Annotated in this window: 21 protein-coding genes and 1 riboswitch; of the genes, 11 read left to right on the top strand and 10 right to left on the bottom strand. The window is 63.3% G+C overall.

Going from position 1 to position 18,869, the window contains the following annotated elements:
* Positions 1-67: 67 nt before the first annotated feature.
* Together OHD58_RS20415 and OHD58_RS20410 are read right to left on the bottom strand one after the other, a co-directional pair.
* Entirely contained in the window at positions 68-841 is a 774-nt protein-coding gene (locus OHD58_RS20415) for an anti-sigma factor family protein (protein ID WP_263805228.1), read from the bottom strand.
* On the bottom strand, positions 838-1,380 hold the full coding sequence (locus OHD58_RS20410; protein ID WP_263805367.1) for an RNA polymerase sigma factor: 543 nt from the start codon (positions 1,378-1,380) through the stop codon (positions 838-840). The genes OHD58_RS20415 and OHD58_RS20410 overlap by 4 nt, the downstream gene beginning before the upstream one ends.
* A 126-nt stretch (positions 1,381-1,506) precedes the next feature.
* Here OHD58_RS20410 and OHD58_RS20405 point away from each other — a divergent pair, with 126 nt between their 5' ends.
* From OHD58_RS20405 to OHD58_RS20390, 4 genes are all read left to right on the top strand, one after another.
* Positions 1,507-2,946 (top strand): S8 family serine peptidase, encoded by a 1,440-nt coding sequence (locus OHD58_RS20405; protein WP_263805227.1) that lies wholly within the window; start codon positions 1,507-1,509, stop codon positions 2,944-2,946.
* A gap of 155 nt (positions 2,947-3,101) precedes the next feature.
* Positions 3,102-3,398, top strand: coding sequence for a co-chaperone GroES (gene groES, locus OHD58_RS20400; protein WP_149761169.1), 297 nt, complete (start codon positions 3,102-3,104; stop codon positions 3,396-3,398).
* A gap of 62 nt (positions 3,399-3,460) precedes the next feature.
* Positions 3,461-5,116 carry a chaperonin GroEL gene (groL, locus tag OHD58_RS20395; protein ID WP_263805226.1) on the top strand — a complete coding sequence of 552 codons (1,656 nt, stop codon included), beginning with the start codon at positions 3,461-3,463 and terminating at the stop codon, positions 5,114-5,116.
* 295 nt (positions 5,117-5,411) lie between these two features.
* Positions 5,412-5,846, top strand: a complete 435-nt coding sequence (locus OHD58_RS20390) for a hypothetical protein (RefSeq protein ID WP_263805225.1) — start codon at positions 5,412-5,414, stop codon at positions 5,844-5,846.
* A gap of 46 nt (positions 5,847-5,892) precedes the next feature.
* Here the strand turns inward: OHD58_RS20390 and OHD58_RS20385 are convergent, their stop codons facing one another.
* The 7 genes from OHD58_RS20385 to OHD58_RS20355 all read right to left on the bottom strand — a co-directional run bounded on the left by OHD58_RS20385 (position 5,893) and on the right by OHD58_RS20355 (position 12,955).
* Positions 5,893-6,285, bottom strand: coding sequence for a DoxX family protein (locus OHD58_RS20385; RefSeq protein WP_263805223.1), 393 nt, complete (start codon positions 6,283-6,285; stop codon positions 5,893-5,895).
* Positions 6,286-6,366: 81 nt separating this feature from the next.
* Positions 6,367-6,828, bottom strand: coding sequence for a 6,7-dimethyl-8-ribityllumazine synthase (locus OHD58_RS20380; protein WP_263805222.1), 462 nt, complete (start codon positions 6,826-6,828; stop codon positions 6,367-6,369).
* Positions 6,829-6,908: 80 nt separating this feature from the next.
* Positions 6,909-7,056, bottom strand: a riboswitch (FMN riboswitch).
* A 194-nt stretch (positions 7,057-7,250) separates the two neighbouring features.
* Complete coding sequence (locus tag OHD58_RS20375) at positions 7,251-7,682, bottom strand: hypothetical protein (protein ID WP_263805221.1); 432 nt, start codon at positions 7,680-7,682, stop codon at positions 7,251-7,253.
* 23 nt (positions 7,683-7,705) lie between these two features.
* Positions 7,706-8,332 carry a hypothetical protein gene (locus OHD58_RS20370; RefSeq protein WP_263805220.1) on the bottom strand — a complete coding sequence of 209 codons (627 nt, stop codon included), beginning with the start codon at positions 8,330-8,332 and terminating at the stop codon, positions 7,706-7,708.
* A 30-nt stretch (positions 8,333-8,362) separates the two neighbouring features.
* The gene (locus OHD58_RS20365) at positions 8,363-9,682 is read right to left on the bottom strand and encodes a hypothetical protein (protein ID WP_263805219.1); all 1,320 of its coding nucleotides are present in this window, start codon (positions 9,680-9,682) and stop codon (positions 8,363-8,365) included.
* 107 nt (positions 9,683-9,789) lie between these two features.
* Entirely contained in the window at positions 9,790-11,667 is a 1,878-nt protein-coding gene (locus tag OHD58_RS20360) for an adenylate/guanylate cyclase domain-containing protein (RefSeq protein ID WP_263805218.1), read from the bottom strand.
* Between the two features lie 199 nt (positions 11,668-11,866).
* Positions 11,867-12,955, bottom strand: coding sequence for a citrate synthase/methylcitrate synthase (locus tag OHD58_RS20355; RefSeq protein WP_263805217.1), 1,089 nt, complete (start codon positions 12,953-12,955; stop codon positions 11,867-11,869).
* 79 nt (positions 12,956-13,034) lie between these two features.
* On the opposite strand from OHD58_RS20355, the gene OHD58_RS20350 reads away from it, so the two are divergent.
* The 4 genes from OHD58_RS20350 to OHD58_RS20335 all read left to right on the top strand — a co-directional run bounded on the left by OHD58_RS20350 (position 13,035) and on the right by OHD58_RS20335 (position 15,994).
* Complete coding sequence (locus tag OHD58_RS20350) at positions 13,035-14,189, top strand: citrate synthase (protein WP_263805216.1); 1,155 nt, start codon at positions 13,035-13,037, stop codon at positions 14,187-14,189.
* Positions 14,190-14,273: 84 nt separating this feature from the next.
* Positions 14,274-15,050 (top strand): sulfite exporter TauE/SafE family protein, encoded by a 777-nt coding sequence (locus tag OHD58_RS20345; RefSeq protein ID WP_263805215.1) that lies wholly within the window; start codon positions 14,274-14,276, stop codon positions 15,048-15,050.
* Between the two features lie 267 nt (positions 15,051-15,317).
* Positions 15,318-15,497 (top strand): CsbD family protein, encoded by a 180-nt coding sequence (locus tag OHD58_RS20340; RefSeq protein ID WP_263805214.1) that lies wholly within the window; start codon positions 15,318-15,320, stop codon positions 15,495-15,497.
* Between the two features lie 191 nt (positions 15,498-15,688).
* Positions 15,689-15,994 carry a DUF1236 domain-containing protein gene (locus OHD58_RS20335; RefSeq protein WP_263805213.1) on the top strand — a complete coding sequence of 102 codons (306 nt, stop codon included), beginning with the start codon at positions 15,689-15,691 and terminating at the stop codon, positions 15,992-15,994.
* A 59-nt stretch (positions 15,995-16,053) separates the two neighbouring features.
* Here OHD58_RS20335 and OHD58_RS20330 read toward each other — a convergent pair whose 3' ends face one another.
* Positions 16,054-16,635, bottom strand: coding sequence for a TetR/AcrR family transcriptional regulator (locus OHD58_RS20330; RefSeq protein ID WP_263805212.1), 582 nt, complete (start codon positions 16,633-16,635; stop codon positions 16,054-16,056).
* Between the two features lie 101 nt (positions 16,636-16,736).
* Here OHD58_RS20330 and OHD58_RS20325 point away from each other — a divergent pair, with 101 nt between their 5' ends.
* Genes OHD58_RS20325 through OHD58_RS20315 form a run of 3 tightly spaced genes read left to right on the top strand, consistent with a single transcriptional unit; the run spans position 16,737 to position 18,608 of the window.
* Positions 16,737-17,753 (top strand): zinc-dependent alcohol dehydrogenase family protein, encoded by a 1,017-nt coding sequence (locus OHD58_RS20325; RefSeq protein ID WP_263805211.1) that lies wholly within the window; start codon positions 16,737-16,739, stop codon positions 17,751-17,753.
* Positions 17,754-17,776: 23 nt separating this feature from the next.
* Entirely contained in the window at positions 17,777-18,211 is a 435-nt protein-coding gene (locus OHD58_RS20320; protein ID WP_263805210.1) for an OsmC family protein, read from the top strand.
* 28 nt (positions 18,212-18,239) lie between these two features.
* Positions 18,240-18,608: a nuclear transport factor 2 family protein gene (locus OHD58_RS20315; protein ID WP_263805209.1), complete on the top strand. Its 369-nt coding sequence runs from the start codon at positions 18,240-18,242 to the stop codon at positions 18,606-18,608.
* Positions 18,609-18,869: the final 261 nt, after the last annotated feature.

Here is an 18,869-nt window from a genome sequence, read left to right as displayed (position 1 = left end):
GTCCGGCGGAGTAACGGGCGATGCTGCGTCTTATTCCATGCCCGCGAAAAGGCACACGTATTCGGGCTTATTTTGTCTGGCCGATGGCGCGCAGCGCGGCTGCCTCTTCGCCGGTTTCCAAGGGCGGCTGGGCATCGATCGCCGAAAGATAGGCGTCGAGCGCTTCGGTCGACGAGGCCGGCGCATAACCGGTATCGGTACCGGGCGCGACCACCGCAAAGCTGACCCGCCATGCATCGGCCGAACGGCAGGCGACGGAAATCACCGTCGAACGATCGGGCGAATCCACCTCGAACTCGCGGCATAGCGCGCCGGTGCTGTCACGGAAGGTCGCGATGGCACGGAACCGCTGGTTCGAATCCGATAACTCCGTTTCCTGGCCGGAAACGACCGTCGCCAGCGCCTGACCGAGTGCCGGACTGTTGATGCCGGCGACATGCAGGCTGTTTTGTTCGGCGGCACCTGGCAGCGCTAGCAAATACCCGCCAATGCCGCCGATGACGGCGGCAACCGAGGCAGCAAGCGGCAACGTCCACCGGGTGATCGCGAGCCGTGGCCCGGCTTGGCGCAGGGGCACGACATTCGCCGGCTCGGCGGTCTGCGCCCTTTTCTCCTCGACCATGCGCTCGACCGCCGCAACCAGATGGCCGGGCACCGGTTCATCGAGCAGCGGCTTCAGCGCGGTCTGCGCCGCGGCGCGCGTTTCCATGAACAGCGCGACGCGGGCGACGAGTTCGTCGTCGCTCTCCATCGCCTGTTCGATCGCCGCCGAAGTCTCGGCGTCGAGTTCGCCGTCGGCAAAACTCATCAGGATTTCGTCGGAGAAATCCGGCTTGGTCATTTTTCGATGCCTTTCATGACCCCAGAACGTGCGGGAGCCGGTGTTATTCCGGCGGAAAGCGCCAGATTTTTCCTCGCCCGCGCCAGCCTGCTCATCACCGTGCCGATCGGGATATCGAGCACATCCGCGGTTTCCCGGTAGGAAAGCTCCTCGATGCAGACGAGCAGCAGCACCTCGCGCTGCTCGTCCGGCAATTCCGTTATCGCCTCGCCGACGCTCCTGAGCGTCATCCTCGCCTCGACCTCCCGCTCACCGGAAACACCGGCGATGTCCTCGCGCTCGGAGATGTCTTCCTGCACGCCTGCCGTTTTTCGCCTGCGCACGACATCGATCCAGAGATTGCGCAGGATGCGGAACATCCAAGCGTCGAAACGGGTGCCGGGCTCGAAGCGCTCGGCACTGGCCAGCGCGCGCTCGCAGGCAGCCTGGACGAGATCGTCGGCAACGTCGCGCGACCCGCAAAGCGATATCGCGAACCGGCGCAGATTGGGCAGGAAGGCGACCAGTTGGTCCTCGACGCGGTCGGTCCTGTCGATCATGCTGTTGCCCGATTTCATTTCGGCGGGAATAATGCTCATTCCGGCCCGTTTCGCAAAAACAATATTCATTGTCGGGTCACACCGGGGCTCTACCCGTTTGAACTGACCGAATTCCGGAAGGGAAGAATGCGCACTTGGCTTTCAATGGCTGGACCGAAAGCGCTGCGGCGGTTCCTGCTCGCCATCGTGCTCTCCGGCGGGCTTCCCGTCAGCGATAGCTGGATAGCGTCGGAACTGGCAGGCGCCAAAGGCGCCTATGCGCAGGACGACGATGATGGCGGAGACGACGACGGAGATGACGGCGGCGGCGGCCGCAGCAGCGCTTCGGGTCGCGGCAGCGATCGTTCGGTCGGGCCGCGGCGACCCGGAAGCGGCAATTTCCTGCGCGGGCTGCAGAGGCGTTTCCTGCCGCGCCAGCAGCAAAGACGGGCGACGGTGCGCCGTCCCGCCGCGCCGCAGCCACCGCCGCCTTCCCGCGCAGCGGACGAGATCATCGCAGTCGGCCTGACGATCGAACAGGCGGCAACGCTGACGGCCAGCGGCTTCACGGTGGTCGAGCGCGAGAGCTTGCCCTTTGCCGGTTCGGATATCGTCAAGCTGCGCATTCCGTCCGGCACAAACATCGACGCAGCGCGCGACCAGGTTCGCACGGCCGCGCCAGAAGCTACCGCCGACTTCAACCACTACTTCCGGCCCGGCCAGGATACTGTCGCCTGCACCGGCACGCGCTGTCCGGCACGCGGCCTCGTCGCATGGCCGTCCGGCGAAAGCATCCCCGTGTGCGCCGGCACGCCGACCATCGGCCTCATCGACACGGCGATCAACGCCGATCATGCGGCCTTTACCGGGAACCGGGTCGAAGTTCTCAGGCTGAGCAACGAAGAATTGCCCGAATCCGGCCGCCAGCACGGCACGGCTGTCGCTGCGCTGCTGGTGGGCGACTTATCGAGTACCACGCCCGGCCTTCTGCCCGCCGCGAAACTGATCGCGGTCGACGCCTTTCACCGCGGCGCCCGCCAGGACGACCGCGCCGATGCCTACGATCTCATCCGCGCCCTCGACCTGCTCGCCGGACGCAAGGTCGATGTCGTCAACATGAGCCTTGCGGGTCCGGCCAATGCCGCGCTCGAGAAACTGGTGCGCAGGGTCGGCGCCGAAACGGTGCTGGTTGCAGCCGTCGGCAACAAGGGGCCGAAAGCCGAGCCGGTCTTTCCCGCCGCCTATCCAGAGGTCTTCGCGGTCACGGCTGTCGACCGCCGCAAGCAGGCCTATCGTCGGGCCGGGCAGGGCGAGCATATCGACCTTGCCGCCCCTGGCGTCGATGTGTGGACCGCCGCCTCGATCAGCGGCGCCCGGCCGAAGACCGGCACGTCCTTTGCCGCACCTTTCGTCACCGCCGCCGCGGCACTGGCGAAATCGTCGGGGAAGAATTCGGTTTCCGAAATCCACGATGCGCTGGCGAAATCGGCGGAAGATCTCGGCGATCCCGGCAAGGATCCGGTCTTTGGCTGGGGATTGCTCAACGCGCGGACACTCTGCCCAGCCCCTGAGACGCCTCGGCCGTAGAATCTTTCGCTTCGCCTCGGGCTTTTCCTTGACTCTCAAAATTCGAGCGCCTATCTCACCGCCACGATTAGCACTCCTCAAATGTGAGTGCTAATCGGATGTCCGGCCTGCCGGACGGAGGAACCTTCTCAACATCCCAATCGAGGATACCAAAAATGGCAAAGTCGAAGTTCCGCCCGCTTCATGACCGTGTGGTCGTACGCCGGGTCGAATCCGAAGAAAAGACCAAGGGCGGGATCATCATCCCCGACACCGCGAAGGAAAAGCCGCAGGAAGGCGAGATCATCGCCGTCGGCTCCGGCGCCCGCGATGAGGCCGGCAAGCTCGTGCCGCTCGACGTCAAGGCAGGCGACCGCGTCCTGTTCGGCAAGTGGTCCGGCACCGAAGTGAAGCTCAATGGCGAAGACCTTCTGATCATGAAGGAATCCGACATCATGGGCATCATCGGCTGATTTCGAGAAATTCACCCGCACCATCCAACTGAATTTCGGGTCAAAAGACCCAGGAGCAAAAAATGGCTGCTAAAGACGTAAAATTCTCCCGTGATGCCCGCGAGCGTATGCTGCGCGGCGTCAACATTCTCGCCGACGCGGTGAAGGTCACGCTCGGCCCCAAGGGCCGCAACGTCGTCATCGACAAGTCGTTCGGCGCCCCGCGCATCACCAAGGACGGCGTCACCGTCGCCAAGGAAATCGAGCTTGAGGACAAGTTCGAGAACATGGGCGCACAGATGGTCCGCGAAGTCGCTTCGAAGACCAATGACATCGCCGGCGACGGCACCACGACCGCGACGGTTCTCGCCCAGTCGATCGTCCAGGAAGGCCATAAGGCGGTTGCTGCCGGCATGAACCCGATGGACCTGAAGCGCGGCATCGATCTCGCCGTGACCGAGGTCGTCGCGTACCTCAACAAGAACACCAAGAAGATCAAGACCTCCGAGGAAGTCGCACAGGTTGGCACCATCTCCGCCAACGGCGAGACCGAAATCGGCGAAATGATCGCCAAGGCGATGCAGAAGGTCGGCAACGAGGGTGTCATCACCGTCGAGGAAGCCAAGACCGCCGAGACCGAACTCGAAGTCGTTGAAGGCATGCAGTTCGACCGCGGCTACCTCAGCCCCTACTTCGTCACCAACCCCGACAAGATGGTTGCTGACCTGGAAGACGCCTACATCCTGCTGCACGAGAAGAAGCTCTCCAACCTGCAGGCGATGCTGCCGGTGCTCGAGGCTGTCGTGCAGACCTCCAAGCCGCTCGTCATCATCTCGGAAGACGTCGAAGGCGAGGCTCTGGCCACGCTCGTCGTCAACAAGCTGCGCGGCGGCCTGAAGATCGCCGCCGTCAAGGCTCCGGGCTTCGGCGACCGCCGCAAGGCCATGCTCGAGGACATCGCGATCCTGACCGGCGGTCAGGTCATCTCGGAAGACCTCGGCATCAAGCTCGAGAACGTCGGCCTCAACATGCTGGGCCGCGCCAAGAAGGTGCAGATCTCCAAGGAGAACACCACCATCGTCGACGGCGCCGGCAAGAAGGCCGAGATCCAGGGCCGCGTCGCCCAGATCAAGCAGCAGATCGAGGAGACCACCTCGGACTACGACAAGGAGAAGCTGCAGGAGCGTCTGGCCAAGCTGGCCGGCGGTGTTGCCGTCATCCGCGTCGGCGGTGCGACTGAAGTCGAAGTCAAGGAAAAGAAGGACCGCGTCGACGACGCTCTCAACGCGACCCGCGCGGCCGTCGAAGAAGGCATCGTGGCCGGCGGCGGCGTCGCGCTGCTGCGCGCTTCGCTCGCCATCAAGGCGACCGGTGCGAACTCGGACCAGCAGGCAGGCATCAACATCGTGCGCCGCGCACTGCAGGCTCCGGCCCGTCAGATCGCCGCCAACGCCGGTGCGGAAGCATCGATCGTTGCCGGCAAGATCCTCGACAACAAGGGCGTGACCTACGGCTTCAACGCCCAGACCGGTGAGTATGGCGACATGATCGCCATGGGCATCGTCGACCCGATGAAGGTCGTCCGCACGGCCCTGCAGGACGCGGCTTCGGTCGCCGGCCTGTTGGTCACCACCGAAGCCATGATCGCCGAGGCTCCGAAGAAGGAGTCGGCTGGCGGCGGCATGCCTGGCGGCATGGGCGGCGGCGGCATGGGCGGCATGGGCGGCATGGATTTCTGATCCAGCCACGCCAGTTTCTCAGGCAATGCATACGGAAAGGGCGGCAGCAATGCCGCCCTTTTTCGTTGCGAGCAATCCGTTTGGACAACCCGCCTCCCTCACAACGGTGCTCCATAGGACCGCGCCCGCATCGAGCATGCCATCGGCAAACTCAAGCTTTCAAGCGCATCGCCCGCACTTCAGCAAGACACGTATCCTTCGTCGCAGTTGCCGCCGGCCTCATCTTGCTCAAATCGATCCACACAGCCTAGAGTTGCCGGCGGGAGGGTCAGATAGAAGGTGAAGTCGAGTGCCCATGAAAACGATCGTTACCGTAGCCGCATGTCTCGTCACCCTTGGCAGTGCTGCCGCTCAAGACTTGCCGCAGTCGGTCACCGACCTTGGTGTGACCGACATTCAAATCCATGAGAAGCCCCGCGCCGAATACGGCCGCAACGTTCTGGGCACTCTCCCGGATGGCTCCCAGGTAAAAATCGATCTCGATCGCAATGGCGTCATCAAGGAAATCGAAGCGCGCGGGAACGGCCTTTTTCCCGTCACCGCGATCAAAAGCCTTATCCCGGCCCCGGTCGCCGAAAACAAATCATGGCCTGCCGACGCCAGGCTGGAGAAAATCGAATTCGAGAGTGCTGGACGAATCGAGATCGAAGGCCGCCTTTCCGACGGGCGCGAATTCGATGCCGAGTTCGCGGTCGACGGCCTCATGACCGACTTCGACACGGACGACTAAAAGGCGGAACCCAGCCACACCCGTCCATGCGTCGTCCACCGATCAGCTAGGCGCCGCGAATCTCGGCCACCACCGCCGACGGAACCGCTCTTGCCGCGTTCTGCGTGAAGAACGACACCAGCAACAGGGCAAGGCCGATCAGCGCCGGCGGATAGCCGCCGTCGCCGGCATTGATATGGGCGGACGCCGCCAAGAGCAGGTGAAAGAACATCCCGGCATAGGCGAGTTCCGCGAGCCACACCGGCTTGCGCAGCAGGATCGCCAGCACGCCGAGCGGCTTCACCACGATCAGCACCCAGACGATGTAGGCCGGAAACCCGAAGCCCACGATCGCGGCTTCGGTGCCCGCGATATCCGAAAGATAGAAGCTGACGCTCGCGAGATAGAGCAACGAAACCAGCGCGGTGCTGACCCAGTAGGCAATCGTCGTGATGTTCATCCGGCTCTCCGTCCTCGTGAAGAATCCTGTCCACGAAGACGAAGCTAGCGCCGTCGGCGCATCACGACAATCGCCCGCTTTTCACGCCACCTTGCCGTACATCGCAAGAACCTGGCTGCAGGCGCTTGCCGCTTCCCGGCCCTTGAGATCGAAGTGGCGCAGGAAGAAGGCGCGATGCGCTTCTGTCTCCTGGAAATTGTGCGGCGTCAGCACGACCGAAAGCACCGGCACCCCGGTTTCCAGTTGCACCTGCATCAGCGCGGAAACCACCGTGCCGGCCACGAAATCGTGCCGGTAGATGCCGCCGTCGACGACAAAGGCCGCGCCGACGATCGCGGCATGGCTGCCTTCCCTGGCGAACTTCTTGGCCAGCAGCGGGATCTCGAATGCTCCCGGCACGTCGAACACGTCGACTTTCATGCCAGTTTCCTCGAGCGCCGACAGAAATCCCTTGCGGGCCTCGTCGACGATGTCCGCATGCCAGCGCGCCTGGATGAAGGCGACCCTGGCGGGTTCGAGTTTATTGATCAGTATCTGATTCATGGCTAGCTCCTGTTCTCGTCAACCAGAATCAGGGCGCCGAAACGGCCGCATCCAGGCCGTCGCCGGCCCGCTTGCCACCATCCCGTTCTCTTCCATCCGGACTATACCGTCGGCCTCGGAATCTCACCGAATCTGCTGACCCTTACCGGCAGGCCGGGAAGGCGCTCGCGGGCTTGGGCAACCGCCCTTACCGCCGGTGGGGAATTTCACCCCGCCCTGAGAACGTGTCCGGCATGATACCGGACATGGCGATCCTGCACAAAACGCGCAGGCAATCCAAGGGCAAAACGTACCGGGATTGTGCCTCCGGCGGGAAAGATTTTGTCCAGGGTGAGCGGTGACGGGCCTCACTCCACCCCGATGCTGCGGCACACCGGTTGCGCGACGTCGGCAGGTCCAAGGCTGCCGCGCTCCACTCGTGTTCATTCAAACCAGATTGGATCGTCGAGCGTGCTGGTAAGTGTGACTGGCATCGGCGGGTTGCCCACCAGAGTGATTTTCGTGACCGCGAAGCGGCGTTTGCCTCGCGCCGCCTCGACCACCTGGACAGTAATGGGAAACTCGTCGGGGAGGACGCTGTCCGGGTCGGGTTGTTCGATCAACACCACGTCACCGGGTTGGAGGTCGACGATGACAGCCCGCAGTCCCTCCGTGTCGAGCCCGCTCCCGGTCAGCACTACGTCCCGGGCAGAGTCCCCGATCCTGAACCTGTTTTCGTTCGTCCCCGTCAGTTCGAACGGTATGGACGGCTTGATCTTCGGGGCCCTTTTCTTTGCCGCCGGCCGTGTTTTTCGCGGCGCCTGTTTCCGGCTGGCATCGCCTTTCAAGCCGTCTTCTGCCTGTTTCTCTGCCATGATCGCCTCCTGCAAGCTCTGGGTTACTCGTCACCACCGCGGCGCGGCATCCAGCCACTGGACCTTCCCATCACGCCGCTGGACCGCCCTCCGCTGGAGCGCCCACCACTCGACCGGCCGCCGCTGGAGCGGCCGCCACTCGACCGTCCACCGCTCGACCATGCCTCTTCATCCAGTTCGGCAGCCAGCAGTATGTGCTCGAATGTACCGGTCTCGACGTCAAGCCGCATCGAGAAGTCGCCCTTGTCGTAGACCCACACCTTCATGTCCATCGAGAAGGACCCGGACTGGCGGCCGAGGCCTGTTTTGGATATCCGTCCGGGCGACCGCGCCAGACGCTTGAAGTCCTCGCCAGCCGGTCCAGGCGCATCCGGATCCTGTCCGCCGCCATGCACGAGGAAGAGGCTTGGCCGGGTCAGTTCATAGAGGCTGCCCTCGAAGGAGAATGCATAGATGCGTGCCAGGCCGGCCGTGTTGTTGCGAAGCTGGTCTTTCAGGAAATTGTTGGCGCCTTTGCGCGGTGGCCTGACGTTGTCGTCCGGATCGTTTTCTCCCACCACCAGCAGGTCGCTCACCAATCTGCCGAACAGGTAAATCGCTGATACGTTAAGTATGCTTTCCCTGATCCCACTTGGCGGATTCTTCGCCATGTCAAAAACCTCCCTGTAATTCGCTGCCGCCTACGGATTTCTCAGAAGCATATAGCTCTCGCGATAACTCATCCGCGGGAGCCTTAAACGGTCGCGCGGCTGGACCGTGCGCCGCGACGGCAGGCGGTCGCGCCGCTTGGCTTCGAAGCGCGGGCCGGCATGCAAAATCCCGATGCCGCGACGTTCGAAATTGCGGCCGATGATGCCGGCGAAGCGTCCGCCGGTTTCGCGCCCGTCGACGGCGAGCATCGTCTCGGCCACGTCGCCATAGTCGAGGAAGTCGGGATCGAGCCCGAAGAGCGTCTCGGTCAGATAGACGCCGACGACGTCGCGCGCGTCGACCAGCGCCTCGACAAAGCCGCCGCTGTCGTCGGCATAGGCGCGGTCGAAGGCGTCCTGCAGTTCCGCAGACTCCGCACCGCCGAACTCGACCATCTCGGCAAGTTCCTCGACTTCCGGCGAGATCAGTCCGCGCTCGAGCAGGCTCTCGTGGAAGATGTCGGCCAGGATGTCGAAAATGGCACCGGTCAGGGGTTCGGAGAGGTCGTGCTCATTCTTGAAGCCATCGGCGAACTCATCCATCGTGCGGGTATTGTTGGCCGTGCGTATCTGGCGCTGGCCGGGAAATTCGGAGAAACGTGCGATGCGGTTCGACAGATAGAGGTTGCCGCGCGTCTCCTCGAGCACCTGGTCGATGACAGACGGGAAGTGCATGGCGGCAATCAGCGACACACAGTCGGAAAACGCCTCCTGAAAGCCCTCATATTCGGGAAACTCGGCGTCTGCTCTCGGCACGCCGAGCACGCTGTAGATGATAGCGTGGCCGACTTCGTGGGCGATAACATCGAAATCGAGCGTGAAGGGCAGCACGCGCCCGTCCGGCTCGAACTGGCTTCCAATCTCGAGAAAGCCATAACCGTACTGCGCGTTGTCCCAGTGCGGCAGGATCGAGATTTCCAGCTTCTCGAAACGCTCGCCGAAATGCCATTCGAGGGGCTGGCCGAGATAATTTTCCCAGACGTCGAGCGTGAAGCGGACGCAGCCGAACGCGTGCGCGGCTTCAAAACCCGGCATATCAGGGGTCAAATAGTCGAAATCGCCGTTTTCGTCCTGCACAGCGGGCGCAAGTTGCGGTCCGCTCCACTGCGGCAGATAGATGAACGGCGTGCCGAGCGGCGCGCGATTCATGCCGTAGGGCCATTTCTTGCCGACAGGCTCGATGACAAACATGCGGTCATCGGACGGGCCGGCGTCTACAGTCCCTTGCGGCGATGAAACCGTAACGATTTCGGGGACGGAACTAGCATCCCCAAATGGAGGCTGAACAAAAAGCCTGAATCGGGTGCCCACTAGCTCCCCCCGCAAATGTATTTTCGATATAATACATTCTACAGTTCATGGCGACAGGTTATTTTGCAATTGTAGTATTACAACCGAGAGTTATACCGATTTAAGAACTAACTATTATTCGACAATTCGACAAGATTGATGTAGCGCGGATGAGTTCTTATGGGGTCGAGATCGGAATCGTTCTCGAACCACAACTTCATCTCTACGCCAACCTGCGGCACCCAGGCTTCCAGCACGTCGATCGCCCGCTCTATCTCGCCAAGCTGCGAATAGGTGCAGGCTGCATTATACTGGATGTTGATGTCGTTCGGATCGGTGGCGAGTGAATGCGCCAACCATTCCAGCGCCTGGTCGCGCTCGCCGAGAAAGGCCAGCACGATCGCTCCGAGACAGGCGACGTTGGCGTTTTCCGGATGCAGCTTCAACTCCTCCTCGGCCTTGCGAATGCCTATGCGCGCATAGCTTTGGGCCTGTTCCTGCTGACCGAGCGAGCGAAATACGTTCACCAGCATGATCGGCGAGACGCAATCCGTGGGTTTGATTTCCAGGGCGCGCATGAAATGCCGCGCCGCGAGCTCGAACTGGCCTTCGGTAACGCAGAACTCTGCGAAATACCGGTTCGCCTCGTAGCAATCGGGATCGCGGACGAGCGCCTGCTCGAAGGCGGCAACCGCCTCGGTGCGGCGATCGCCGACCGCCAGCGCAAAGCCCTTGGTGGCGTAGGCTTCGGCGAGATTGGGATCGATCGTCAACGCCTTGTTGGTGTTCACCAGAATGTCCTCGAGCGGAATCTCTACGCCGTAGTGTGACCGCAAGCGCGAGTCGCAAACCGCTATGCCGGCATACGCGCGGGCATAGTTGGGGTCGAGTTCAATGGCTCTGGCGAAATTCTGCTTGGCCATCAGATGATTGGCCTTGGACGCGATGTGGTAATATTCCCGCCCCCGCAGATAGTGCGTGTAGGCTTCGACATTCTCCGTCGGGGCTTGCTCGATGGCTCTTTTCTCCTCCGGGAGGAGTTTTACCTTCAACTGCCCCACGATCGCCTTGGCGATCTCGTCCTGCACATCGAATATGTCGATGAGTTCCCGGTCGTAGCGGGCCGCCCAGAGATGGCCGTCGGTTGCTCCCTCGATCAATTCGGCGTTGATGCGGACCCGATTCCCGGACTTGCGGACGCTGCCTTCGACGATGTTGCCAACACCGAGTTCCCGGGCCACGCGCTCAACATTCTGTGCCTTGCCTTTGTAGGTAAAGACCGTATTGCGGCTGAGCACGAACAGACCCGACACATTCGACAGATCGGTTATGATGTCCTCGGTAATGCCGTCGCTGAAGAATTCCTGTTCGGGATCGTTGCTCAGATTGGCAAAAGGCAGGACCGCCAGGGATGGCTTGTCGGAACGCGCCCGTATCTGAATGGTCGCACTCTGGGATTCGCCAGCCGAAGCGATTTGGCCCCAATCGGCAAAATAGACGCGCACCGGACGGGCTACGTTCTTCACCGTCTTGTCGCCCTGGTCGGCAAACTCCACATCCAGCTTGCTGCCGATCTCGTGACGCACCGCCGCCGAACAAGCGATGCCGCCTGGAGTTGCGAGGCCTTGCAGCCGAACCGCCAGATTCACGCCATCGCCATGGAAGTCATCGCCGTCGACGATGACATCGCCGAGATTGATGCCCATGCGGAACTTGAAGTGCCGGTCCTCGGGAACGCCGGCGTTGCGCTCCAGCATGCCACGCTGGATCTCGATGGCGCAGCGGGCTGCGTTGAGCACACTGCCGAACTCGATCAGGAAGCCATCTCCCATCATCTTGAAGATGCGGCCGCCATGCTTGACGACGGTTGGATCGAAGAACTCGCGGCGGTGTTCGCGAAGGACGCCGAGCGTTTGCTCTTCGTTGGCGCCCATCAGCCGGCTGTAACCGACCACGTCCGCGGCCAAGATCGCTGCCAACCGACGCTCAACATGCTCCGTGGACATGTCGTCTCCTGAAATCGAGTAAGCTAGGCTACTCGATTCAACGGCTCACCGGCAACGACAATGGAACGGCACCTCCGGTGAAGACCGAAAGGCGCTCGCGGGCGTGACGCGGATGGCGCTATCCTGCTTTTTCGCGAAAGTTCACCGCTGATGGCCTTCTGCCGGAACCGGGCGTCCGGACTCCGCCAGCCGATGATGGTCAGGCCACCTTGTCCGGTATCGATCCGACATAGCGCGACTGAGGCCGCATCAACCGGCCGTTGATCTGCTGTTCACGCGCATGGGCAACCCAGCCGGACACGCGGCCGGTTGCGAAGACGCAACTGAATGCCTCGGCCGGGAAGCCGACCGCCTCAAGCAGCAGCGCGGTATAAAATTCGACATTGGTCTGGATCGAGCGGGACGGCTTGGCGACCCGCAGCACCTCGAGTGCCGTCTTCTCCACCATTTCGGCGAAAACCAGGCGATCGGCGCCATCGCCGCTTCGACCGAGCTGGCGGACCACCGACTTCAGGACATCGGCGCGCGGGTCGCGCACCCGGTAGATGCGGTGCCCGAATCCCATGATGCGCTCGCCGCGCGAAAGCTGGTCGCGCAACCATGTCGCGGCGTCGCCATGCGCGGCGATGGCGTCCAGCATCTCGATCACCGGGCCGGGCGCACCGCCATGCAGCGGGCCCTTCAGCGCACCGAGCCCCCCGAGCACGCTGGACGTTAGTCCGGCCTGCGTCGAGGCGACCACCCGGGTGGCGAAGGTCGAGGCGTTGAGGCCATGGTCGCAAACGGTCACCAGATAAGTGTCCAGCGCCTTCGCCAGTGCCGGCGATGCGGGCGCGCCCGTCAACATGCGCAGCATATCGGCGGCATGACCGAGGTTGGCGTCCGGCGCCATCGCCGGCTCGCCGCGCCGGGCGCGAAGCAGGGCCGGCGTCAGCACGGCGGGCGCCGCGACCAGCCGCAGCGCATCGTCCAGGCTTTCCCCGTCCGGCAGGATCGCCATGCCGGCGCGCATGCCGCCGTAGACATCGAGCGAAGACAGCGCGGGCAGCACCGGCTCAATTCGCCGGAACACCTCGGCGCGGGCTTCGCCGATCCTTGCGCCCAGTTCCTCGTCCGCCGGCAGGTTTTCGAAAAACCCGTCGAACAGCAGTGCGACGACGGCCGGATAATTCCAGTGCCCGGCCAGAGCCGGCAGCGAATGGCCGCGGATGGTCAGGTTGCCGCCAAGTCCGTCGACATCGGAGAGCACCGTCTCCGCCGCCACCACATCGTCCAATCCATTCGTCATCGACTTCGCTCCTTGACCGATATCGATCTGTAGATAAAGGTGACGAAAACATCGATCAATCTTGATCAAGAGAATCAATATGTCGACATGGATCAGCCGCGACGAGGCTTTGGCGAACCTCGGCGTGCGGCCGCAGACGCTTTATGCTTATGTCAGTCGCGGGCGCATCGGCATGCGGCCCGATCCGGCCGACCCCCGCCGCAGTCTTTACCGCGCCGACGACATCGCCCAGCTGACCACGCGCCGCGCCCGCGGCCGACGACCCTCGGCAATTGCCGAAAGCGCGATGACATGGGGCGAGCCGGCAATTGCCACGACGATTTCCACGATCATCCATGGCAAGCTCGTCTATCGCGGCGAGGATGCCTGCGTGCTGTCCGAACGCGCCACGCTCGAAGAAGCCGCCGGCGTTCTGTGGGCGCATCCGGAGCCGATACGGTTTGCTTCGCGATCGAACGAAACGCCGCGTGAAGGCGGCAAGGCAGAGGCGTTCTCGGTTCTTGCCGTGCTTGCGGCAAACGGCCAGGCGTCGCTGGGGCGAGGTGCTGCGCGGCTCCACGCCGACGCGACGGCGGCAATCGCCGCCCTCGCCGCCAGTTTCGGCGCCGCCGCCGGCACGGAACCAATCCATTTGCGCCTGGCGAAAGGCTGGTCGGTGAAAGGCGCCGGCGTGGATGCCATGCGTCGCGCCCTGGTCCTGCTTGCCGATCACGAACTGAATGCCTCGACCTTTGCGACCCGGGTCGCCGCGTCGACCGGCGCGCCGCTGGCCGCCTGCCTGCTCGCCGGCCTCTCGGCGCTTTCCGGTCCACGCCACTGCGGTGCGGCGGATGCAATCGTGCTGCTTCTGGACGATGCCGCGCGGCTGGGGCCTGAGCGGGCGGTCGAACGCTGGCTTGCGCACGACCGGCCTCTGCCGGGCTTCGGCCATCCGCTCTACCCGGACGGTGACCCACGCGCCACGACCCTGCTCGCGGCGATCGATACCGACGAGGCCGTGCAACGTCTCCAGGAGGCGGTGTTCACGGCGACGGGCAGGCGGCCCGACGTCGACTTTGCGCTGGTAGCGCTCACCCGCGCCTTCCGGCTGCCGTCGGACGCGCCGTTCCGGCTTTTCGCGCTCGGCCGCAGCGTCGGCTGGGCCGCGCACGCCATCGAACAATCCCAGACCGGAAACCTCATCCGTCCGCGTGCCCGTTACGAGGGTCCCCCGCTCGCCGGCGAAGGCTATTAAACGCATCCGTCCATCTCGGAACAGGTTGTGGGTTGGCGGCGTTGCTAGCCGACGCTATGTTCGACCGGCGCGAGAGGACCGACAATGCAGGAATTCATACTTTTCGCGGTCGTCGGCTTTCTCGCCCAGGCAGTGGACGGGGCTTTGGGCATGGCCTACGGCGTCATCTCCTCGACCACGCTGCTCGCGTTCGGCGTGCCGCCGGCCCACGCGTCGGCAGCCGTCCACGGCGCCGAAATGTTCACCACCGCAGCCTCCGGCTCGGCCCATCTCTACCACCGCAACATCGACTGGAAGCTGTTCTGGAGGCTGGCGCCGTTCGGCATCATCGGCGGCTGCCTGGGCGCCTATGTGCTGACCGGCATCGACGCCAGCGTGATGAAACCCGTCGTCACCACTTATCTGGCGCTGATCGGCGCGTGGCTGCTGTTCCGCTCCTTCCGCAAGATTCCCAGCAATCCGGTTCCGCGGGCCATCGTCGCGCCGCTTGGGTTGGGCGGCGGCTTCCTCGATGCCGCCGGCGGTGGCGGCTGGGGCCCGATCGTCACCACCGGCCTGCTCGGCGCCGGCGGCCAGGCACGCTTCGTCATCGGCACCGTCAACGCCAGCGAGTTCCTGATCACGCTATCCGTGTCGCTGACCTTCCTGATCGCGCTGCTCACAGGCCACTGGGAAGACGCCGGCGACCTGACAAAGAACCTCGCTGCCGTCGCCGGTCTCGTGGTCGGCGGCGTCTGCGCCGCACCGCTCGCCGGCCTGATGGTCCGGCGTCTCAGGGAAAAGGTGCTGCTCAGGCTAGTCGGCACACTGATCGTCCTGCTCGCCGGTTGGCAGACCGCCCAGTTGCTGGGCTGGGCCTGACGGCCTCTCGAAAAAAAGTCAAAAAAATGCGCATCCGCCGGAACCCTTTTGCCGGCAGCGCATTATTGTCCTGTTGAAAGCGTTTCAGACGGAGCAATCCAGAAGAAAAGCATTCGACAAAAAGGCGCCTCCCGCACTCCATAAAGGTGCGAGAGGCGCTTTTGTTTTGGGCCTTGGCGCCTGCATTTTCCAACAATTTCCGGACCGGAACCGAACCGCCCGCGGCCCGTTGTGCTGCGCAATGTCAGCGCAACAGGAGATGCGGTCATGGTGAACAAGGATCAGGTCAAGGGCGTCGCCAAGCAGGTGAAGGGCTCCGTCAAGGAGGCCGCCGGCAAGGCGACCGGCAACAAGCGGACACAGGCCGAAGGCACCGCCGAAAAGGTCGCCGGCAAGGTGCAGAAGGGTTATGGCGACGCCAAGGAGAAGATCAAGAAATCGCTCTGAGTGTTCCCATATTTTCGGCAAGGAAGCGGCTTTCGGGCCGCTTTTTTGTGTCTGCAGACGATCCGGTGCTTACCCTCCCAAGCTTCCATCATCGCGCACTGAAATATTCCTTGAAGGCGCATGCCTGCCTTTTCTCGGAACGTCCGCCAGCCTCGCGGGTTTAGCTGCATCTGAAATTCAAGGAGATAGCCATGCGCATTTATCTTTCAGCCGCTGTGGCGGGGCTTATGCTTGCCGGAGCCGGCGTTGCCGCGGCGCAGGATGTCGTCATCGTCCCCGAGCAGGAGACGGTCATTCGCGAATATGTCGTCAGGCACCCCGTCGATCCGATCGAAGTGCCGCCGGGCGTCGAGATCATCGACGGAACGGTCTTGCCCGAGACGGTCGAACTCTACCCGATCGACGAGCCCGACATGAACTATCGTTATGTGATCGTCGACGGCCGTACCGTCCTGGTCGAGCCGGAAACCCGGCGCATCGTACGCGTACTCGAGTAAATCGACTGCAATTTCCGCGAAAGCGCCGGGCAACCGGCGCTTTTTTGCATGTTCCGGCTTCAGGCGGCGCGCGGTGTTGCCGCGGCGACCATCGCCTCGAGCTCGCCGCCCACGGTGACAACCGGGGCAACGTCGCGATAGGCCCTGGCGATCAGCAGCGCCCCCTCGAACGAAGACTGAGTGAGCAACGCAAGGGCTTCCGCCCTCTTGTCCGGGATGCCGGCCTCCTCGAACGATCCCCGCAACAACCCGATCCATTCCTCGAAAGTACTCCGGCATAGATCGGCAAGATCGGCCACGTCGCTGGTGCCGTCGAGCACGATCGGCGCGATCGGACAGCCGAGCTGATAATCGGTCTCGCGCAGCAGCACCACGATGCCGTCGGCGAAGGCGCGCACTGCCGCGGCCGGAGTGGCCGCCGCTGCCAGCACGTCGCGCCGGTGTTTCGTCACCTTGTCCACCGCGGCACGGCTCGCTTCAATCACCAGCTGGTCCTTGCCGCCCGGGAAATGGAAATACAGCGAACCGCGCGGCGCGCCGCTCTCGCCCAGGATGTCGTTGAGCGAGGTGCCGTGATAGCCGCGCTGCTGCAGCAATCTGGCGGTGGTGTCGAGCATACGGGTGCGGGTGTCGGCGGCCATGGCGTCCTCTGTCAGAAGAATCTCTCTTAGCAGACTTGACCTAAATATGACAATCGGTCTACATAATATGTAGATCGGTCTATTTATTATAAGAGAGCGCCGTGCAAACCTATCGTCTGGAAAATCTCGGAAGCGTCGACGGCATCGTTCTGCGCGACGAGCCGGAGCCGCGCCCGCGACCCACGGAAATTGTCGTGCGCATCCGCGCTGCTTCGCTTAATCGCCGCGACGCGGCGATCCTCGCTGGAACCTATCCGTTGCCGTCGAAGCCGGGCATCGTGCCTGTCAGCGACGGCAGCGGCGAGGTCGTCGCCATCGGCGGCCGGGTAACCCGGTTCAAGGTCGGCGACCGCGTTACCGGCAGCTATTTTCCGCGCTGGCGCGACGGCCGTGTCGCAATCGATCTGATCGACCAGCTCGGCTGCACGCTCGACGGCATGCTTTGCGAATACGCCGTGCTCGACGAACAGTGGGCCGTCGGGGTGCCGGAACATCTCTCTTGGGAAGAAGCGGCGACGCTGACCTGCGCCGGTGTCACCGCCTGGAGCGCGCTCACTGGGCCGAATGCGGTGCAGCCCGGCCAGACCGTGCTGGTCCTCGGCACCGGCGGCGTTTCGCTGTTCGCCCTGCAGTTCGCAAAATTGATGGGCTGCCGCGTCGTCGCCGTCACCTCGCGCGCCGCCAAGGTCGCGAAACTCGTCGCTCTCGGCGCCGACCATGTCGTGGACTCGGCGGAAACCCCGCAATGGGCAGACGCGGTGCGCGATTTCACCGGCGGCAACGGCGCCGACCTCGTCGTCGAGACCACGGGACCGGAAACGATCGGCCAGTCGCTGGCGGCCTGCGCGCTCCACGGCCGGATCGTCCTGCTGATCACCACGCAGGGCCAAAAACAGGAACTCGTCCTGCCGGGACAAGCCTATGCGCGCAGCCTCGCCACCATCAGCCGCATCTTCGTCGGCAGCCGCGCCAGCCTCGAGGCGATGAACGGGGCAATCGCCACGCACCGGCTGCGGCCGGTCATCGACCGCGTCTTCGATTTCGCGGACGCGCGCGGCGCCTACCGCTACTTCAACCAGGGTGACGTCTTCGGAAAAGTCGTCATCCGGGGTGTCTGAAACAACCAGCAAGGAGAAAAATCATGACCATCCGCCACGCCAACGCAGAATGGCACGGAACTTTGAAGGAAGGTTCGGGCAGGCTCAGCCTCGGCAGCGGCGTCTTCGAAGGCGCCTATTCCTTTCCGTCCCGTTTCGAAGACGGACCCGGCACCAATCCGGAAGAACTGATCGCCGCCGCCCATGCCGGCTGCTTTTCGATGGCGCTCACCTTCATTCTGGGCAGCGCCGGCCACACGGCTGAGACCATCCGCACCACGGCCAGGGTTCATCTCGGGGCTACCGAAGCCGGCCCCACCATCACGCGCATCGACCTCGAGACGGAAGCCTCGGTTCCCGGCCTCGATGCGGCGGCCTTCGTCGCACACGCCGAGACGGCCAAGGCCACATGCCTGGTGTCGCGCGCTTTGGCCGTCTCCGACATCCGGCTTTCCGCAAGGCTGACCGCGGCCGCCTGACGCCACCATTCAGAGGAGGAGAAGAATCATGAACCAGGATTTCATCGCTCAGTCGGAAAAGACAGCTGCGATCCTGCAGCGCTTCAACGATGCCTTCCAGAACCACGACCCGTCGGCCCTGCCCGAACTCGTCGCCGAGGACTGCACCATCGAAAACACCGTGCCGGCGCCGGATGGTGCCCGTTATGTCGGGCGCGAGGCCTGCCTGGAACTCTGGCAAGGCATTGCCGGCGACCGGTCCGGCGGTTTCGATCTCGAAGAGATTTTTGCCGCCGGCGAGCGAGGGACGATCCGCTGGCGCTACCGGTATGACGGCGGCTCGATCCGTGGGGTCAATCTGATGCGCGTGCGCGACGGCCTGATTGTCGAGGCGATGGGCTATGTGAAGGGAGGGTAACCTGCCTTCCGCGGAGGGTGATCGCACGGATGTCGTCCCTTCCGCGTTCAGATGAAAGCAACCGCATGTGGGATTACCCCCACCCCCAACCCCTCCCCACAAGGGGGAGGGAGATTTTGCGGCAACGCATCCAGCACTCAACACTTGATGGTTTCAGCCGAAAGAACGTCTGTTTAGTCCCCTCCCCCTTGTGGGGAGGGGTAGGGGTGGGGGTATGAACCAAGAGCGAATTGCCAAAATCAGCGTATGCGATGCCCTGCT

The organism is Mesorhizobium sp. ZC-5 (assembly GCF_025753855.1).
Taxonomy (GTDB): domain Bacteria; phylum Pseudomonadota; class Alphaproteobacteria; order Rhizobiales; family Rhizobiaceae; genus Neomesorhizobium.
The sequence above is the reverse complement of the archived record's forward strand: the minus strand, read 5'-3'. Positions and strand labels throughout refer to the sequence as shown.

What these genes read in the sequence shown, in the direction of transcription:
- OHD58_RS20415 (WP_263805228.1), bottom strand. Translation starts at nt 841, where the DNA reads ATGACCAAGCCGGATTTCTCCGACGAAATCCTGATGAGTTTTGCCGAC.
- OHD58_RS20410 (WP_263805367.1), bottom strand. Translation starts at nt 1,380, where the DNA reads ATGATCGACAGGACCGACCGCGTCGAGGACCAACTGGTCGCCTTCCTG.
- OHD58_RS20405 (WP_263805227.1), top strand. Translation starts at nt 1,507, where the DNA reads ATGCGCACTTGGCTTTCAATGGCTGGACCGAAAGCGCTGCGGCGGTTC.
- groES (WP_149761169.1), top strand. Translation starts at nt 3,102, where the DNA reads ATGGCAAAGTCGAAGTTCCGCCCGCTTCATGACCGTGTGGTCGTACGC.
- groL (WP_263805226.1), top strand. Translation starts at nt 3,461, where the DNA reads ATGGCTGCTAAAGACGTAAAATTCTCCCGTGATGCCCGCGAGCGTATG.
- OHD58_RS20390 (WP_263805225.1), top strand. Translation starts at nt 5,412, where the DNA reads ATGAAAACGATCGTTACCGTAGCCGCATGTCTCGTCACCCTTGGCAGT.
- OHD58_RS20385 (WP_263805223.1), bottom strand. Translation starts at nt 6,285, where the DNA reads ATGAACATCACGACGATTGCCTACTGGGTCAGCACCGCGCTGGTTTCG.
- OHD58_RS20380 (WP_263805222.1), bottom strand. Translation starts at nt 6,828, where the DNA reads ATGAATCAGATACTGATCAATAAACTCGAACCCGCCAGGGTCGCCTTC.
- OHD58_RS20375 (WP_263805221.1), bottom strand. Translation starts at nt 7,682, where the DNA reads ATGGCAGAGAAACAGGCAGAAGACGGCTTGAAAGGCGATGCCAGCCGG.
- OHD58_RS20370 (WP_263805220.1), bottom strand. Translation starts at nt 8,332, where the DNA reads ATGGCGAAGAATCCGCCAAGTGGGATCAGGGAAAGCATACTTAACGTA.
- OHD58_RS20360 (WP_263805218.1), bottom strand. Translation starts at nt 11,667, where the DNA reads ATGTCCACGGAGCATGTTGAGCGTCGGTTGGCAGCGATCTTGGCCGCG.
- OHD58_RS20355 (WP_263805217.1), bottom strand. Translation starts at nt 12,955, where the DNA reads ATGACGAATGGATTGGACGATGTGGTGGCGGCGGAGACGGTGCTCTCC.
- OHD58_RS20350 (WP_263805216.1), top strand. Translation starts at nt 13,035, where the DNA reads ATGTCGACATGGATCAGCCGCGACGAGGCTTTGGCGAACCTCGGCGTG.
- OHD58_RS20345 (WP_263805215.1), top strand. Translation starts at nt 14,274, where the DNA reads ATGCAGGAATTCATACTTTTCGCGGTCGTCGGCTTTCTCGCCCAGGCA.
- OHD58_RS20340 (WP_263805214.1), top strand. Translation starts at nt 15,318, where the DNA reads ATGGTGAACAAGGATCAGGTCAAGGGCGTCGCCAAGCAGGTGAAGGGC.
- OHD58_RS20335 (WP_263805213.1), top strand. Translation starts at nt 15,689, where the DNA reads ATGCGCATTTATCTTTCAGCCGCTGTGGCGGGGCTTATGCTTGCCGGA.
- OHD58_RS20330 (WP_263805212.1), bottom strand. Translation starts at nt 16,635, where the DNA reads ATGGCCGCCGACACCCGCACCCGTATGCTCGACACCACCGCCAGATTG.
- OHD58_RS20320 (WP_263805210.1), top strand. Translation starts at nt 17,777, where the DNA reads ATGACCATCCGCCACGCCAACGCAGAATGGCACGGAACTTTGAAGGAA.
- OHD58_RS20315 (WP_263805209.1), top strand. Translation starts at nt 18,240, where the DNA reads ATGAACCAGGATTTCATCGCTCAGTCGGAAAAGACAGCTGCGATCCTG.